This is a genomic window from Paramicrobacterium salitolerans (assembly GCF_051513965.1).
Classification (GTDB): Bacteria; Actinomycetota; Actinomycetes; order Actinomycetales; family Microbacteriaceae; genus Paramicrobacterium.
Window position 1 is genome coordinate 2,712,730 of the sequence record NZ_CP195847.1, and the last position, 14,453, is coordinate 2,727,182.

Annotated in this window: 14 protein-coding genes; 4 read left to right on the forward strand and 10 right to left on the reverse strand. The window is 65.7% G+C overall.

The genetic code is table 11. The features are described 5' to 3' along the window. Nucleotides 1-75: 75 nt before the first annotated feature. Both ACSAGD_RS13100 and ACSAGD_RS13105 read left to right on the forward strand, forming a co-directional pair. Entirely contained in the window at nt 76-588 is a 513-nt protein-coding gene (locus tag ACSAGD_RS13100) for an OsmC family protein (protein WP_437583207.1), read from the forward strand. Next, nucleotides 585-2,240, forward strand: a complete 1,656-nt coding sequence (locus tag ACSAGD_RS13105; RefSeq protein ID WP_437583208.1) for a sodium:solute symporter family protein — start codon at nt 585-587, stop codon at nt 2,238-2,240. The genes ACSAGD_RS13100 and ACSAGD_RS13105 overlap by 4 nt, the downstream gene beginning before the upstream one ends. Before the next feature lie 118 nt (nt 2,241-2,358). Here ACSAGD_RS13105 and ACSAGD_RS13110 read toward each other — a convergent pair whose 3' ends face one another. The 4 genes from ACSAGD_RS13110 to ACSAGD_RS13125 form a co-directional block, all read right to left on the reverse strand. Continuing rightward, nucleotides 2,359-2,901, reverse strand: coding sequence for a DUF222 domain-containing protein (locus tag ACSAGD_RS13110; RefSeq protein WP_437583209.1), 543 nt, complete (start codon nt 2,899-2,901; stop codon nt 2,359-2,361). Continuing rightward, nucleotides 2,898-3,773 (reverse strand): DUF222 domain-containing protein, encoded by an 876-nt coding sequence (locus ACSAGD_RS13115; protein WP_437583210.1) that lies wholly within the window; start codon nt 3,771-3,773, stop codon nt 2,898-2,900. The genes ACSAGD_RS13110 and ACSAGD_RS13115 overlap by 4 nt, the downstream gene beginning before the upstream one ends. 352 nt (nt 3,774-4,125) lie before the next feature. Next, nucleotides 4,126-4,818: a hypothetical protein gene (locus tag ACSAGD_RS13120; protein ID WP_437583211.1), complete on the reverse strand. Its 693-nt coding sequence runs from the start codon at nt 4,816-4,818 to the stop codon at nt 4,126-4,128. After that, the gene (locus ACSAGD_RS13125) at nt 4,815-5,630 is read right to left on the reverse strand and encodes a DUF2207 domain-containing protein (RefSeq protein WP_437583212.1); all 816 of its coding nucleotides are present in this window, start codon (nt 5,628-5,630) and stop codon (nt 4,815-4,817) included. The genes ACSAGD_RS13120 and ACSAGD_RS13125 overlap by 4 nt, the downstream gene beginning before the upstream one ends. Nucleotides 5,631-5,900: 270 nt before the next feature. Here ACSAGD_RS13125 and ACSAGD_RS13130 point away from each other — a divergent pair, with 270 nt between their 5' ends. Beyond that, the gene (locus ACSAGD_RS13130; protein WP_437583213.1) at nt 5,901-7,124 is read left to right on the forward strand and encodes a cobalamin-independent methionine synthase II family protein; all 1,224 of its coding nucleotides are present in this window, start codon (nt 5,901-5,903) and stop codon (nt 7,122-7,124) included. 276 nt (nt 7,125-7,400) lie between these two features. Then, nucleotides 7,401-7,619, forward strand: coding sequence for a hypothetical protein (locus tag ACSAGD_RS13135; protein WP_437583214.1), 219 nt, complete (start codon nt 7,401-7,403; stop codon nt 7,617-7,619). Between the two features lie 99 nt (nt 7,620-7,718). Here ACSAGD_RS13135 and ACSAGD_RS13140 read toward each other — a convergent pair whose 3' ends face one another. From ACSAGD_RS13140 to ACSAGD_RS13165, 6 genes are read right to left on the reverse strand one after another with little or no spacing between them, the layout of a single operon-like run. Continuing rightward, nucleotides 7,719-9,227 carry an aldehyde dehydrogenase (NADP(+)) gene (locus tag ACSAGD_RS13140; protein ID WP_437583215.1) on the reverse strand — a complete coding sequence of 503 codons (1,509 nt, stop codon included), beginning with the start codon at nt 9,225-9,227 and terminating at the stop codon, nt 7,719-7,721. A gap of 8 nt (nt 9,228-9,235) precedes the next feature. Beyond that, entirely contained in the window at nt 9,236-10,237 is a 1,002-nt protein-coding gene (locus tag ACSAGD_RS13145; protein WP_437583216.1) for a proline racemase family protein, read from the reverse strand. Between the two features lie 10 nt (nt 10,238-10,247). After that, the gene (locus ACSAGD_RS13150) at nt 10,248-11,162 is read right to left on the reverse strand and encodes a dihydrodipicolinate synthase family protein (protein ID WP_437583217.1); all 915 of its coding nucleotides are present in this window, start codon (nt 11,160-11,162) and stop codon (nt 10,248-10,250) included. Beyond that, complete coding sequence (locus tag ACSAGD_RS13155; RefSeq protein ID WP_437583218.1) at nt 11,159-12,655, reverse strand: FAD-dependent oxidoreductase; 1,497 nt, start codon at nt 12,653-12,655, stop codon at nt 11,159-11,161. The genes ACSAGD_RS13150 and ACSAGD_RS13155 overlap by 4 nt, the downstream gene beginning before the upstream one ends. Beyond that, the gene (locus tag ACSAGD_RS13160; protein ID WP_437583219.1) at nt 12,652-13,002 is read right to left on the reverse strand and encodes a (2Fe-2S)-binding protein; all 351 of its coding nucleotides are present in this window, start codon (nt 13,000-13,002) and stop codon (nt 12,652-12,654) included. The genes ACSAGD_RS13155 and ACSAGD_RS13160 overlap by 4 nt, the downstream gene beginning before the upstream one ends. Further along, a complete protein-coding gene (locus ACSAGD_RS13165) occupies nt 12,999-14,240 on the reverse strand; it encodes an NAD(P)/FAD-dependent oxidoreductase (protein ID WP_437583220.1) in 1,242 nt (413 codons plus the stop codon). The genes ACSAGD_RS13160 and ACSAGD_RS13165 overlap by 4 nt, the downstream gene beginning before the upstream one ends. Nucleotides 14,241-14,453 lie beyond the last annotated feature (213 nt).

The following is a 14,453-nucleotide window of genomic DNA, read 5'->3' on the forward strand; positions in this document are numbered from 1 at the left end:
GCGCACGTTCCGTTGCGATCGCACCAGATCCAGCGCCTCGCTCCAGCCCATCAGCACACTAACTCCGAGGTCACAATGACACTCTCAAATTCGATCTCCGAAACGCCGAAGCTGAAATCAGTTCATGCAGCGGGAACATGGCTCGGCAGCATGACGACGGATGTCAGCATTCGCGAGTTCTCGTTTCGCACAGACGAACCGAAACGAGTCGGAGGCACCAATAGCGCCCCGACTCCGATGGAGTTCGTCGCCGGAGCCCTGAACGGGTGTATCACGGTCGTCATCGAGACCGTCGCCGCCGAGCTCGGCCTCACAGTGCGCGCGCTTAAGACTGCGTCTCATGCGCACATGGATGTGCGGGGTTTCGAGGGCACGGCCGATGTGTCGCCTCATTTCACGGACTACACGCTGACGATACAGATCGACGTGGATGCCGATGAGCAGGACCGTTCCGAGCTTGTGAACCTGAGCGAAAAGCGGTGTCCGGCAATCAACCTTGTGCGTGACGCCGGCGTCGATTTCGCGATCGACTGGCAGTTTGTCGCCCCTGTTGCTGTTCGGCCCAACGCGATTGAGGGCCAGCAATGACTGCTCCCGGGCTGTGGACGATCGGGCTCGCCATCGCGTACACGATCGCACTGGTTGTCGTCGGACGCGCACTGCAACGTCGGGGTGCCTCATCTGATCAAGCAATAGCGAGCTTCTTCGTTGGCGGACGCAGCTTCAGCAAGTGGACCGTGGCGTTCTGCATCACTGGTCTGTTCTCCGGGTCGAGTTTCATCTCGATCATGGAGCTGAGCTACCGAACGGGAATCTCGGCGGTCTGGTACGGCGTTGCTGAGACCGTGCAGGTGATTCTGATTGCACTGCTGCTCGTCAAGCCGCTGCGTGAACGACTGGTCGTCACCGTGACCGGAATCATCGGTGAGCGCTTCGGACGTCTGGCTCAGGGGATCTCCGGAGCGATCACTGCGTTCACTTTTCCGATGTGGTCTGTGGCGACAGCGATCGCGTTCGCGTCTGCACTTCACGCGTTCACCTCGCTGTCGATCTATGCGGCTATCGCGGTGACCGCCCTCCTTCTGCTCTTCTTTCTGTGGGCGGGCGGCATGCGAGCGGTGGCATTCACCCAGACGATGAACTGCCTCGTCTTTCTCGCGATGCTCGTTGTCGGAGTTCTGGCGTTTGTGATCAATCCGGGTGTCGATGGTCTGGCAGACCTCGCGATCTCGCGTCCAGAGATGGTGGATCCATTGAGCGCTGGCGTCACCCTGATCGCGGCCTGGTTCGGAACCTTTGTCGTGAACGTGCTTCTTGCTCAGGCAGCCTTCCAGATGAGTCTGTCGTGCCGGACGCCCGAAGAGGGGCAGAAGGGGCTGTTTATCGCGGCGGGCCTTGGGCTCCCTCTCATTCTGCTCGGGGTGCTGCTGGGAACTGCCGCTGCTGTCGTCGTACCGAATGAAGCTCTGCCACTGGTGGCGACCCCGCACTACATCGCCGAGGTTCTACCCGCTCCTCTCACGGGTGTGTTCTTCTTGGGCATTTGGGCGTGTGCACTCGGCTGGGCGGGTCCGTGCCAGTTCTCGGGCGCGACGAGTCTCGGTCGAGATGTGGGGCGTGCGATTCGGCCGAATGCAACTGAAGCGCAGCTCGTCCGCTACACCCGGTGGTCTCTCGTGCTTCTCACGGGTCTCATGATCGGCTTCGCTTTTCTTCGAACGGAGCAGGCGGCCTGGTGGAACGTACTGGCGTGGACGTTGCGCAACGGGGCCACTCTCGCGCCTGTTCTTGCTGCGTTCTTCTGGCCTCTCGCGCCTCGACGAGCGGCTATTCCTGCAATGGTTGCGGGCTTTGCCTCTGGCCTCCTCTGGTATCACTGGGGGGTTTGGTCACCGACAGAGTTCTACCTCGGTATCCATCCGGTGTGGGTCGGTATGGCTGCGAATGTCGTTGTGATGATCGGCATCACTCTTGTCTCGGTGCGGTGGAGGTGGACGTCTGATCTGTCGGCGCGTCGACGAGGAGTGGCTTTTGGGGTCGCGACTGTACTGGCAGCGGCAGTCGTCATTCCGGCGACACCGTGGCTTCATGGTCTTGGCCTTTCCGGGCTCATCTACTTTGCGGTGCTCGCGTTGGCTGCGACGACCATCTTCTTTTGGACTGTTCCTGCTGCTGTGACCGTTCCGGTTCACCAAGATAAGGCGAAACCGGAAGCCCCTGTCAGCACCATCAACGAATGAGCTGAGGTTCGGCCGGTGTTGAGAGACCAACACCGGCCGCAAGCACAGAGGCAGCCCTCACAGCGAGACGTGTGTCTCGTGTGTCTTGAGGATGGGGCCGCCGCGCTCAGGAGCACGGCTAGATATCTCGGCCGCTCTCTGGAGGGCGACGCCGCCCGAGGTATTTGCGGTTGACGTACCAGTGCGGCGGCACGACCCGCGGACTACCTTTGCCGTCGGCGATGATCGTCCACTCCCCGCGTTCGATGAGGCGGTGGTGGAACCAGCAGACGAGAACGCCGTTCGAGACGTCGGTGCGGCCGCCGTTCGCCCAGCCGTCGACGTGGTGTGCTTCGCAGAGCCACGCGGGAATAGAGCAGTCGTCGACGATGCAGGTCGGGCCGTCTCGGGCGATGAGCGCGAGACGCTGCTGTGGCGTGAACAGTCGTTGCGGTGTACCGATCTTCGTGACCTGACCGTTGCCATCGAGCGTCACTTCCACGGTGTCGCCATCGCACTGGGCCTGGCGTACGAACGCCATCGGCAGCGGCTCCGGTGTGCCTGGTGACCAGGCTGCGCCTGTGCCAGCGCGGAGATCTTCATCGCGAACGGTGACAAGAACTGTCGGGCCTCGCCCGTGCAGCTTGGGTGTCGACTCGAGCTTTCCGACACCGCCGATCATTGAGGTGAAGACGTCTGCGCGCTCCTGGGCGCGAGAACGCTTCTCTTCTTCTTTGCCGCGGTCTCGTAACTCTTCGGTGTCGACGAACCCTGGTCCGGTTCGAGACGACATGTATGCGTCGAAGACCGGGTGATGATCGCCGCTTGGTGCGGTGACAGAACTCCGCTGATGCTCATTGTGCCGTCGGGGCGACTGCGGAGGTTGAGGCGTCTGGACTGATGCAGCTCTTCATCTGTGGGTTCGACGCCGTCGGGGTCGAGGGCAGTGCAAAAGGCTTTCGCCTGGAGGCGCAGGTTGTCTGCGGCGACCGGCACCTTTCCGAATGCACCCGTGGCGTTGCCGAGCAGCAGTGCTTCAGCCTCGTCGACGTGTTCGGGAACCGCGCGGGGAAGAACAGTTGCAAGAGTGGAGGTGAGCGCTTCAGCGGCATCCAACCCTATTGTTCCTTCACTGAGTGCCTCGCTTGTCTGCTCGAAGACAGCGGGAAGCGGAAGGCCCGTGTCTGACACTCGAGGTGCTGTGTGCTTGGCGACGCTCGTGTAGCGGTAAGCGGTGGAGTTCTTGACGCCGGTGATCTTCTCGAAGAGGGCAGTCGGACTCGCGGATCCGTGTCTGGCGGCAAGCCCCTCCATGCCGGCATCCGTGTCAGAGCGTCGAGCGATGTCGCCGACATTGAGAACCTGGCGGCCCTCGATCAGGCGTCCGATATTGCCGAGGAGGCCGGTGTATTTGAGGAGTGTCTCGGGCGACAGTTCTGCGGGGTCGACGGCAGTCAGTTCTGCGGCTGCGGAGAGCACATCTTCAGCGATGCGAACGGCAGCGGCGTCGGCCTCGCCGGCTGCGCTGCTGGCATCGAGAGCTGAGTTGTGCATGTCCATAGTCAAGCAGGAGCCACTGACATTGGACGTTTGATAATCCCAGGTCAAACGGGCATTGTGGATAACTCAAGATCTCCACTGCCTGTGGACGACAAAGACTCGCTCACTTTCGTGGCGCGCGTCGGCCTCGACGACCCGATCGCCTGAACAACAAGGCCTCGCGCACGCAGAACACGATCGTGCATCAGCGTGAGAAGCCGCTGCCGCTCATCGTCAGACAGTCGCGCGAAGCCTGCTGCGAGATCCTGCGGTTTCGGGCCATGGACCCTCGCCGAGTCGGGCTTCGCCTTGGCATCCTCAACCCAGGCCTTGAGCGCATCACTTGCTTTGCTCATCTCTCCTCCGGTCACTCGCGATCGATGTTCGGGTCAGGGATGCCTGAAGCATCCCCCTTCACGAAGACCTTCACAGCTCCTGCCACTCCGTAGGCGTCGGCGTCGTACTGATGCGGCTCGAAGACCCACGCACCGTCGACCTCTCGACCGCAGGTCGTCGCTTCCGGTGGAATGCCGACGCACTCGACACCCGTGATCTCATCATCCGCGGTGATCGTCAGAGACCCGCCATCGAGCGGGCGAATGTAGACGACGTACCCGTCGCTCGTCGGCACGGCCGCGTTCGTCACGTCATAGCGGATGGTCGCGCTGTGGATGCCCTCGTCAAAATCGTCACCGATCTCGATCGACACCTCGTGCTCGTAGATGTCGAACGCAGCCGCCACAGGCGAGCCCTCGATCGCCGCTTCGGGTGCCGCATAGTCGGCGCGCAGGTACGGCGGAATGACCCCATCGTCGTCGGGAAGCCGGAACCCGTCATGGATCGTTCCACCGAATGCGAAATACGTGCTGCGCCGGACATCCACCTCCTGTCGGAAGACCACCTGGTAGGTGCCGTCGGCCGCGATCGTCACCTCGTTCGAGGTCTCGGTTCCGGCGGTCGACGGGACCGCTGCAGGAACGTTCGCTGCGGCAGAGACAGCGCCCGTCAGAAGCGTCGCTGCGGCGAGCGCTGCGGCCGCGAGCATCCTCATGCTCATCATTTCTCCCTTCGGGTCACGGGCTCCGGGTCTACAGTGACCACATCCGGGGTCGCGAAGGCGATCGCGTCGACGGAGCCCGTGCCGTCGTCCGCCCATGACACCGTGGACTCGGCATCCTCGCTCGCGCCCTCGAGGGCGGCGCACGTGTCATCGAGTTTGAAGGTGATGTTGTTGGACATGCACTGGATCGTGTTGCCCTCTCCGACATCGGCACGTCGGTAGTTCACGGCACGGTTCGGCCCGCTCACGAACTGCAGCGGAAGAACCATGAGATCGGTCCCGCCCACTTCCACGTGCACGCCCTCGAGAACGTAGCTGATCTCGACCGCATGGCGCCCCTCGGTCCACTCGTTCTTCGGAACGAACCGGTAGACGACATCGTCGCGCAGTGGGTCGTCGACCTTGGAATCATCCTTCTCCACGGTCAACGCTTCACCGGCGCCGTCGTCTGTGAGCACCACTCCCGTCACCTTAGTGGCGGTCGGAAGAACGACGTACTGAGCGTGGCGCTCGCTGGACTCCCAGCCGATGCGCGCTGCTCCGAGGTACCAGTACAGCGGATCGTCGCTGCCCTTCGGGGTGTCGAACACGAGCGTCGCCGTTACCGCGAGAGTACCGTCTTTCTGGGCGGATGCCGCGACAGACACTTCTTCAGGCGTGAAAGCATCGGGGTGGGGCTGTGTCGGGTTCGGCTTGTGCTCCCGCCCGGAGTCCACGATACCGACGATGCCGAAGACAGCGGCGATGAACACCGCGGCGCCCACCACGGCGGCGACGATGAAGATCGGAATCCAGAGCAGACGGCGAGACATAGAGAAAGGCTATGATCGGCGTGACGGGGCCGCCATGGGTACGGCTCCCCTCCCCAGAGCCGCGGGTCCCTCCCCATGTGCGTGCTCGCGGTGTCGGAATGGCAGGGCCACGTTGCGAAAGGTTACGTTCCGTTTCACGGCATCCTTGCGCTCTTCTAATCTGGAACAACGCAGTGCACACATGCGAAGCCTCGCGCCCCTCGGGGCACTGCCTGCGGATGATCGTCGACCATCGACCGGAGTCCGCCTGGGCTCCAGAAGCGAGGAATCATGCGTCACAGTACCGACCGCATTCTCACCAGTCACGCCGGCAGTCTGCCGCGCACGCCCGAGCTCATTGCCGCGAACGAAGCGCGCACGTTCTCAGACGACGGGTTCACCCTGACGAGCACTCCCGAGTTCGAGAAGCTGAGGGCGGATGCCGTCGCAGACATCGTCGCTCGGCAGAAGGCCGCGGGAATCGACGTTCCGAACGATGGCGAGTACGGCAAGGCCATGTCGAACGCGGTCGACTACGGCGCCTGGTGGACGTATTCTTTCCAACGCACGGCGGGCCTCGAGCTGACCGAGTTCAACCCGATCGACTCCGAGCCGGTACGCAGCGAGCCGGGCAATGTGCGCCTCACGAGCTTCGCTGACCGCCGCGACTGGACGCGCTTCGCCGAGGCGTACCAGGACCCCACGAGCGGTATCGCGCTCGGCAAGAACGCGACGGCGTTCCCCACGTGTACGGCACCGCTGAGCTATACAGGACAGGATGCCCTGCAGACCGACATCGCCAACCTGAAGCAGGCTCTTGCGGCATCCGACCTCTCTGAGGGATTCATCACGGCGCTGTCTCCGGGCTCAGCCAGCCGCATCGGCAACCGCTACTACGAGACGGAAGAGGAGTTCATCTGGGCGTGGGCCGACGTGCTGCGCGAAGAATACAAGGCGATCACCGACGCGGGGCTCGTCGTGCAGATCGACGACCCCTCGATCGCCGAGAACTGGGACCAGGTGAACCCTGAGCCGACGGTCGAGGACTACCTGGCGTTCACGCGCATCCGCGTTGAAGCGCTCAACCATGCGCTGCGCGGGATTCCCGAGGAGCAGGTGCGCTTCCACCTCTGCTGGGGCAGCTGGCACGGGCCGCACACGACGGATCTTGAGATGAAGCACCTCGTCAATACGATGCTCTCCATCAACGCCGGTGGGTACTCGTTCGAGGCGGCGAACGCGCGTCACGAACACGAGTGGACGGTGTGGCAGGACACAAAGCTGCCCGAAGGCAAGGTCATCATTCCTGGCATCGTGAGCCACGCGACGAACGTGGTCGAGCACCCTGAGCTCGTGGCGCAGCGCATCGAACGGTTCGCCACAGTCGTCGGTCGCGAGAACGTCATCGCCTCGACCGACTGCGGCCTGGGCGGACGCATCCACCCGCAGATCGCGGTCGCCAAGCTCGAGACGCTGGGCGAGGGCGCGCGCATCGCGAGTGAGCGCCTCTACTGAGGGCCGCACCGGGCAGGCGATCCGGTGGCTCCCACGTGCACCAGGTAGGAAATGTACTGGATGGCACGTGCACCAGGTAGGAAATGTGCACTCAGGTAGGACGTTTTTCGCGATTTCGTCCTACTTGAGCGCACATCTCCTACTGAATGAACACGAACCGGGTGCAGGAACAGGACCTGGGGTGCAGGACCTGGGGTGCAGGACCTGGGGTGCAGGACCTGAGTACTTGGACCGGCGCATTGCACCCTGTTCATTTCACAGGCGTAGATTCGGAGTATGGCGAAGAACAAGAAGTGGAAAGACCTCAGCGGCGGCCAGAAGACGTTCCTGGTGGTGCTGGTTGCCATCCAGCTGGCCCTCACCGGAGCGGCCCACGCGGACATCGCAAAGCGCGACGAGCGTGAGCTCACGGCATCCAAACGAGCCTGGCGCCTGATCTCGCTCATCGACTTCGCGGGGCCGCTCACGTACTTTTTGGCCGGACGCCGACTCTAACTCCGGCGAAGCGGCAACTCCACAGGAAAAACGCACGTCCAGAGGAGAGAATCGCGAGATTCGTCCTGTGGACGTGCGTTTTTCCTTTTGAGCTGCAGGTCAGCGCGCGGCGTTTCCCCAGCTGGTCGACTCGCCAGCGGGCGCGTGCCGCTGCGGAACGCTCCACGGGTTGCCGTCCTGCAACGGCTCCGGAAGCACGGCCTGCGGGGCGTTCTGGTACGCGACGGGGCGGAGGAACCGCGTGATCGCGGCCGTTCCGACCGACGTGTTCGAGTCGTTCGTCGTCGCGGGCCACGGGCCACCGTGCTGCATCGCGGGAGTCACCGCGACTCCGGTCGGCCATCCGTTGAACAGCACACGACCGGCGGTCTCGGAGAGCACAGCCACGAGGTTCTTCATCTGATCGGACGCTTCACCCTCGGCGTGGTGCACGGTCGCGGTCAGGTTGCCCGGGAACCGCTCCTCCGCAAGACGCCCGAGGTCGTCGGCATCCGAATACTCGACGAGGATCGTCAGCGGGCCGAAGCTCTCGTCTCCGAGAGCATCCCACTGCTTCTCCAACGTCGCTACATCGGTCGCCACGATCGTCGGAGTGACCCAGCCCTGGCCGTCGTCGTCGCGCTCGATCGAGCCCTCGACAACGGCGCGAACGCTTTCTACCGCCAGGATCGCATCACGACGGTCGCTGTAGCCATCGGCGATGCGCGGGTTGAGCATGCGGTGAGCCGCAGATCCGGACGCGGCATCGACGATGCCCTGCTCGAGAGCAGCCACGTCGGGAACGAACACGAAGCCCGGCTTGGTGCACAGCTGCCCCGCGGAGCCTCCGACGCTGGTCACGAGACCAGACGCGATCTCCCCGGCTCGTTCGGCGACAGCCTCGGCCGTCACGAACACTGGGTTCACGCTGCCAAGCTCACCGTAGAACGGAATGGGCTTCGGGCGAGCAGCGGCGATGTCTGCGAGCATCCTGCCGATCTTGATCGACCCGGTGAACGAACCGGCCGCGATGAGCGGGTGCTTCAGCAGTTCGACCCCGCGCTCCTGCCCCGAGATCGTCTGGAACACGTGCTTCGGCAGGCCAGCGCCCTCCAGGGCGCCAGCGATGACGGATGCCGTCGCCTCAGACAGCCGCGGGTGCCCCGAGTGCGTCTTCACGACGATCGAGCACCCGGCACCCAGAGCTGCCGCGGTGTCACCGCCGGCGACCGAGAACGCGAACGGGAAGTTGCTCGCCGCGAAGTTGATCACCGGTCCGACGGCCCGCAGGTAGCGACGCACATCCGGCCGCGGCCCCAGCGCGAAGTCCGGGTCGGCGGCGTCGATACGCACATCGAGGTACGTGCCGTTGACGACCGTATCGGCGAAAAGACGAAGCTGCACTGCGGTGCGCTTCAGCTCACCGCGCAGGCGGCCCTCCGCGAGACCGGTCTCCTCCATGCCGATAGGCACGAGACTGTCGGCGTTCTGCTCGAGAGCGTCGGCGGCCGCGACGATCGCACGGGCGCGGTCGGCCGGCGCGATGCGCTTCAGCTCGCGGAACGCGCGGTCGGCGTCCTCGGCGATCTGGTCGACGCTCGCGGTTGCAGCGCGTGATTCTGTGGTCATTTGTCCTCCTAGAACACGAAGCCTGTCGGAAACGGGTCGCTCGGGTCGAGCATGTACTGCCCCATCCCGGTGACCCAGGCGCGCCCGGTGATCGTCGGCACGACGGCCGGTGTGCCCGCCACCTCGGTCTCGGCGACGAGCCGACCCACGAAGCGACTGCCGATGAACGACTCATTGACGAAGTCGGTGTCGAGTGCGAGTTCGCCGCGCGCCCAGAGCTCGGCCATGCGCGCCGAGGTTCCGGTGCCGCAGGGCGACCGGTCGAACCAGCCCGGGTGAATCGCCATCGCGTGGCGCGAGAGGCGAGCGTCGGACCCGGGGGCGATGAACTCGACGTGGTGGCAGTGGTCGAGCCCGGTGATGAATGGATGCCGCGGAGCGGCGGTCTCGTTGATGGCGTCCATGATGCGGAGTCCCGCATCGAGGATCTCCTGCTGACGAGACCGGTCGAACGGCAGTCCGACGTCGTCGAGGTTCACCATGGCGTAGTAGTTTCCCCCGAACGCGAGGGAATAGGGAACGTCGCCGAGGCCGGGCACCGTGACGACGGCATCCAAGCGATCGACGAAGCTCGGAACGTTCTCGATCGTGACCGAGTCCGCGTGGCCATCGCTCACCGCGACGCGCGCGATGACGAGGCCGGCCGGGGTGTCGAGCCTGATCGTCGTGACCGGCTCGACAACCTCGACCATGCCTGTTTCGACGAGGACGGTCGCCGTGCCGATCGTGCCGTGCCCGCACATGGGCAGGCATCCCGAGACCTCGATGTACACGACGCCCCAGTCGCAGTCGTCCCGGGTGGGCGGCTGCAGAATCGATCCGCTCATGGCCGAGTGACCCCGCGGCTCGTTCATCAGGAACTGCCGCACCTCATCCATGTGCTCCATGAAGTGCAGGCGCTTCTCGTTCATGGTCGCGCCGGGGATGACGCCGACGCCGCCGGTGACGACGCGCGTCGGCATCCCCTCGGTGTGTGAATCGACCGCGGTGATCACACGGCTTGTCCTCATGCGTGAAACCCTAGCGGCTCGCGATGTAGTCGAGGGCGCGCTTGGTGTCGCGCGTGACGCCCTCGACCTGCTCGGGCGAGAGCGGGCCACGCGGCGGTCGGGTCTTGCCGCCGAACGTGTTGCCCGCGATGTCCTGCGAGAGCTTGATCGCCTGGACGAACTCGGTCTCGGAGTCCCACCAGAACACGGGGCGCAGCTCACGGTAGAGGTTGCGCGCCTCGTCGATCTTGCCCGCGTACACGAGCTCGCAGATCTCCGCCGATTCCTTCGGGAAGACGTTCGGGTAGCCGGCGAACCAGCCCACAGCGCCCGCGACGAGCGACTCGAACAGCAGGTCATCCGCGCCAGCCACGACCTGAATGTCGCACGCATCCTGAATGTCGAGCACGCGGCGGATGTCGGTGGAGAACTCCTTGACCGCAACCACGTTGCTGAGCTTGTTCAGCTCGGCGATGAGGTCCGGCGTCAGGTCGACCTTGGTGTCGAGGGGGTTGTTGTAGAGCATCATCGGCAGGCCGACCTCGTTGACCTTGGTGTAGTGCTCGATGATCTCGTTGCGGTTGGCGCGGTAGATCGTCGGAGGCAGGCAGAGCACGCCGTCCGCGCCGTCTTCCTTCGCGTACTCGGCCCACTGCACCGCCTGGTGCCAGCCGACGCCGTGCACACCTGCGACGACGATGCCGCGTCCGCCGACCGCCTCGACGGCGACCTGGATGACCTTGCGGCGCTCCTCATCGGTGAGGGACGAGTACTCTCCGAGGGACCCGTTGGGGCCGACGCCGCGGCATCCATTCTCGATGAGGAAGTTGCAGTGCTCTGCGAACTTGTCGTAGTCGACGGCGAGGCCAGCCGGTGCGCTCGCGTCCTCCTTGAAGGGCAGGGTCGTCGCGACGACGACGCCGCCGAGATCGAATTTCTCGCTCATTGGTTACCTTTCACTGTGGGTGTGTGGTGGTCGGATGCGGCAAGATCGCCGATCCTGACCGGGGAGACGATGGGGCGCCGGTCGGTGGTGACGCCGTCGGCGAAGTTTCCGCCGAGCAGTTCTTCGACCGTGCGGCCGCAGATGCGGCCCTGGCAGATGCCGAGTCCGGCACGGGTCGAGAGTTTGAGGGAGCGCAGTCCGCACGAGGCCGTCTGCGTTCGGATGCCGGTGAGCTCACCGTTCGTGACCTCTTCGCACCGGCACACGGTGGTGTCGGGGCGCATCCAGCGCCGCCAGCCGGACTTCGGCCCGTGGACCGCGTCGAGGCGGCGGCCGAAGGCGATGAACCGGTCGCGGCTGCGGCGGCTGCGCGCGATGTCGCGGCCGAGCGTCGAGTCGGAGGTGGCGGCGCGAGCGGCGGCACTCGGTGCTGCGGCGCTCGAGCTCGTCGCCCCGGCAGTGGAGCTGAGCGCAGTCTGCGCCGCCGCGTAGCCGGCGATGGCCCCCTCGGCGACAGCGGAGTCCGCCCCGGCGACGCCCGTGAGCTCGCCGGCAGCGTAGACGCCGGGAACGGTCGTGCGCTGGTCGGCATCCACCTCGACGAAGCGATCAAGGCGGATGCCGCAGCCCGCGGCGACGGCGAGTTCGAGGCGCGGTGTGAATCCGTGACTGACGCACACGGCATCCGCTTCGACCATCGTCTCGGTGCCCGGAATGGGCGCCCAGGTCTCGTCGACTCGAGCGATTGTGACGACCTCGACGCGGCGGGTCCCGTGCGCTTCGATGACGGCGTGACCCGTGCGATACGGGATGCGGTGCCGCACGTGCCCCGCGACGTAGCCTGCGAGCTCGCCGGCCTTGCCCGCGGCGGCCGTGAGCTCCCACGGCTTCGTGGCCCAGCCGCGCAGCAGCGAAGCGGTTGGCGTCGCCTCGTACACCCCGAGCACGTGCGCGCCGGTGAGGGCGAGCGACTGCGCGACGGGGAGCAGGAACGGACCGGCGCCAGCGACGACGACCCGCGAGCCGAGGGCGATGCGCTCCGACTTCGCGATGGCCTGCGCGGCGCCCGCGGTGTAGACGCCCGGGAGTGTCCACCCGGGGAACGGCAGCGTGCGGTCGTGGGCGCCGGTCGCGAGCACGAGCGCGTCCGGCTCGAACGTGCGCGTGGTGCGTCCGCCCGCGTCGACGGTACCGATGTGCGCGTGCACCAGCGGAGCCGCGCCTTCGCGCTGCTCGAGCAGCCACACCTGCGCGCCCATCACGATCTCGCAGTTCGGATGCGCGGTGACCTCGGACCGCAGAGCGGTGAACAGCGACCACTTGTGGTGGAGCATCCGCTCGTTCTTCGTCTCGACGCTCTCGGGAACGTGCCGCCAGAACTGGCCGCCCATCTGGTCGGCGGAGTCGAGCAGCGTGACGTGGGCTCCCGCGCGCAGTGCGGAGCGCGCGGCGGCGAGTCCCGCGGGTCCGGCTCCGATGATGACGATGCTCATTCGGCGTCTCCGTCCTCGCGGGCGGCAGCCTCAGCGGCATCCGGTCTAGTCTCGCTCTGCAGCTCGACGACGTCGCCCTCGCAGGCGCGGCGCTGGCAGGCGCGCACGTCACGCTCACCGTTCACGGTGAGGATGCAGTCGTAGCAGACCCCGATCCCGCAGAAGATTCCGCGGGGCCGACGGTCGCGGCTGGACGTGCGCCACGAGTCGCGTCCGTTTTCGAGCAGGATGCCGCCGATGGTGCTGGCGCTGCCGGAGAGCGTCTCGCCGTCCACGGTGATCGTCACGGGAGCGGCGTCGACGCGCCCGATGGGGTCGCGCTCGGCGGGCATGCGGTGCGCGGTCATGCGACGGCTCCTTCCGTGAGGTGCGGGGCGAGAGAGGGTCGGGCGAGGCTAAACGGCTCGGCCGGGATGCCTGGCTCGCGCCCGGCGTACAGGTCGGCGACCAGGTCTGCGGTCGAAATCGACAGCCCGATGCCGGCGCCCTCGTGACCGGTCGCGTGCCAGAGTCCCGGCAGGCGGTGGTCCGGCCCGATGACGGGCAGGTGGTCGGGCATGAACGGGCGGAACCCGCCGTACGCGCGCATCACGCTCGCGTCGCGGAGGAAGGGGAAGACCCGCGTCGACTTGGCGGCGATCTCCGCGATCACCTCGGCACGGATGCGAGGGTCGAAGCCGATCTGCTCGCGGCTCGAACCGATGAGAACGGTGCCGGCCGCGGTGGACTCGATGACGCTCGAGGTCTGGAGGGCGGCATCGTTCGACTGCGTCGCCCCGAAGTAGTCGCCGTCGTACACCTTGTGGAAGATGCGATGCGGCATGCGCGTAGTCACGAGCACAACGCCGCGGCGCGGACGCACGGGCAGGCTCACGCCGAGACGGCTCGCGACCTCCGCGCCCCAGGGTCCGGCGGCGTTGATGACGGATGCCGCGGTCACGTCGCCCCGCGTCGTGCGCACGCCCGTGAGACGTCGTCCGGCGGCATCCTTCTGCATGAGACGGTCTCCAGCGTGTCCGTCGTACAGGCCTCCGAGAACCTCGACGCTGCAGCGCACCTCGACTCCGGCGCGACGCGCGGAGGCGAGAAGCGCCTCGGTCGCGATGACCGGCTGCACCTGGGAGTCCTGCGGGTAGGCGACGGCCGCCGTAATCGCGGGGTTGATGTGCGGTTCGAGCTTCAGCGCCTCGTCGAGGTCGATGATCTGCGCGTCGACGCTGGCCTCGGCCTGGCTGCGCGCGAAGTCCTTGAGGGGCTCTGCGCCCTGCTCGGTCGTCGCGACGACGACGCCGCCCTTGCGTTCGAATTCGATGTCCGGAAAGTCGGGGCCGAGCTCATCGCGGAGCTCTGCGGCCAGCTCGACCCAGCGGCGGTTCGCGTGAAGAGCGAGTTCGAGCTCGAAGCCCGGTGCCTTGTCGGAGACGAGCAGGTTCCCCTCACCTTGCGCGCTTGTTCCGGAGACGGCTGCGCCGCGTTCGAGCACGACGACGCGCTGACCTTCACGGCCGAGCGCGCGGGCGATGGCTGCACCGACGATGCCGGCGCCGATGACGACGACGTCTGCCGTCGTGCGCTCGTCGCTCATGCTGCCCTCCTCGTCGTGAGCCCTGTCATATGTAATATGTCACACATTCTAGAAAATGAAAAGTGCATTCGCGCTCATCCCCCACCTCATCCCCCGCTCGCTCCCCGTCTCATCTCCGCCCGCGTCCCCCGCTCACTCCCCACCGCGCTATTTGTTCGGGCTTGCGCTACAGGAATTCCTGTAGCGCAGTGCCGCTTCTGTAGCGCGGTCCCG

Coding starts and splice junctions, on each gene's coding strand:
- ACSAGD_RS13100 (WP_437583207.1), top strand. CDS start 76: ATGACACTCTCAAATTCGATCTCCGAAACGCCGAAGCTGAAATCAGTT.
- ACSAGD_RS13105 (WP_437583208.1), top strand. CDS start 585: ATGACTGCTCCCGGGCTGTGGACGATCGGGCTCGCCATCGCGTACACG.
- ACSAGD_RS13110 (WP_437583209.1), bottom strand. CDS start 2,901: ATGATCGGCGGTGTCGGAAAGCTCGAGTCGACACCCAAGCTGCACGGG.
- ACSAGD_RS13115 (WP_437583210.1), bottom strand. CDS start 3,773: ATGCACAACTCAGCTCTCGATGCCAGCAGCGCAGCCGGCGAGGCCGAC.
- ACSAGD_RS13120 (WP_437583211.1), bottom strand. CDS start 4,818: ATGATGAGCATGAGGATGCTCGCGGCCGCAGCGCTCGCCGCAGCGACG.
- ACSAGD_RS13125 (WP_437583212.1), bottom strand. CDS start 5,630: ATGTCTCGCCGTCTGCTCTGGATTCCGATCTTCATCGTCGCCGCCGTG.
- ACSAGD_RS13130 (WP_437583213.1), top strand. CDS start 5,901: ATGCGTCACAGTACCGACCGCATTCTCACCAGTCACGCCGGCAGTCTG.
- ACSAGD_RS13135 (WP_437583214.1), top strand. CDS start 7,401: ATGGCGAAGAACAAGAAGTGGAAAGACCTCAGCGGCGGCCAGAAGACG.
- ACSAGD_RS13140 (WP_437583215.1), bottom strand. CDS start 9,227: ATGACCACAGAATCACGCGCTGCAACCGCGAGCGTCGACCAGATCGCC.
- ACSAGD_RS13145 (WP_437583216.1), bottom strand. CDS start 10,237: ATGAGGACAAGCCGTGTGATCACCGCGGTCGATTCACACACCGAGGGG.
- ACSAGD_RS13150 (WP_437583217.1), bottom strand. CDS start 11,162: ATGAGCGAGAAATTCGATCTCGGCGGCGTCGTCGTCGCGACGACCCTG.
- ACSAGD_RS13155 (WP_437583218.1), bottom strand. CDS start 12,655: ATGAGCATCGTCATCATCGGAGCCGGACCCGCGGGACTCGCCGCCGCG.
- ACSAGD_RS13160 (WP_437583219.1), bottom strand. CDS start 13,002: ATGACCGCGCACCGCATGCCCGCCGAGCGCGACCCCATCGGGCGCGTC.
- ACSAGD_RS13165 (WP_437583220.1), bottom strand. CDS start 14,240: ATGAGCGACGAGCGCACGACGGCAGACGTCGTCGTCATCGGCGCCGGC.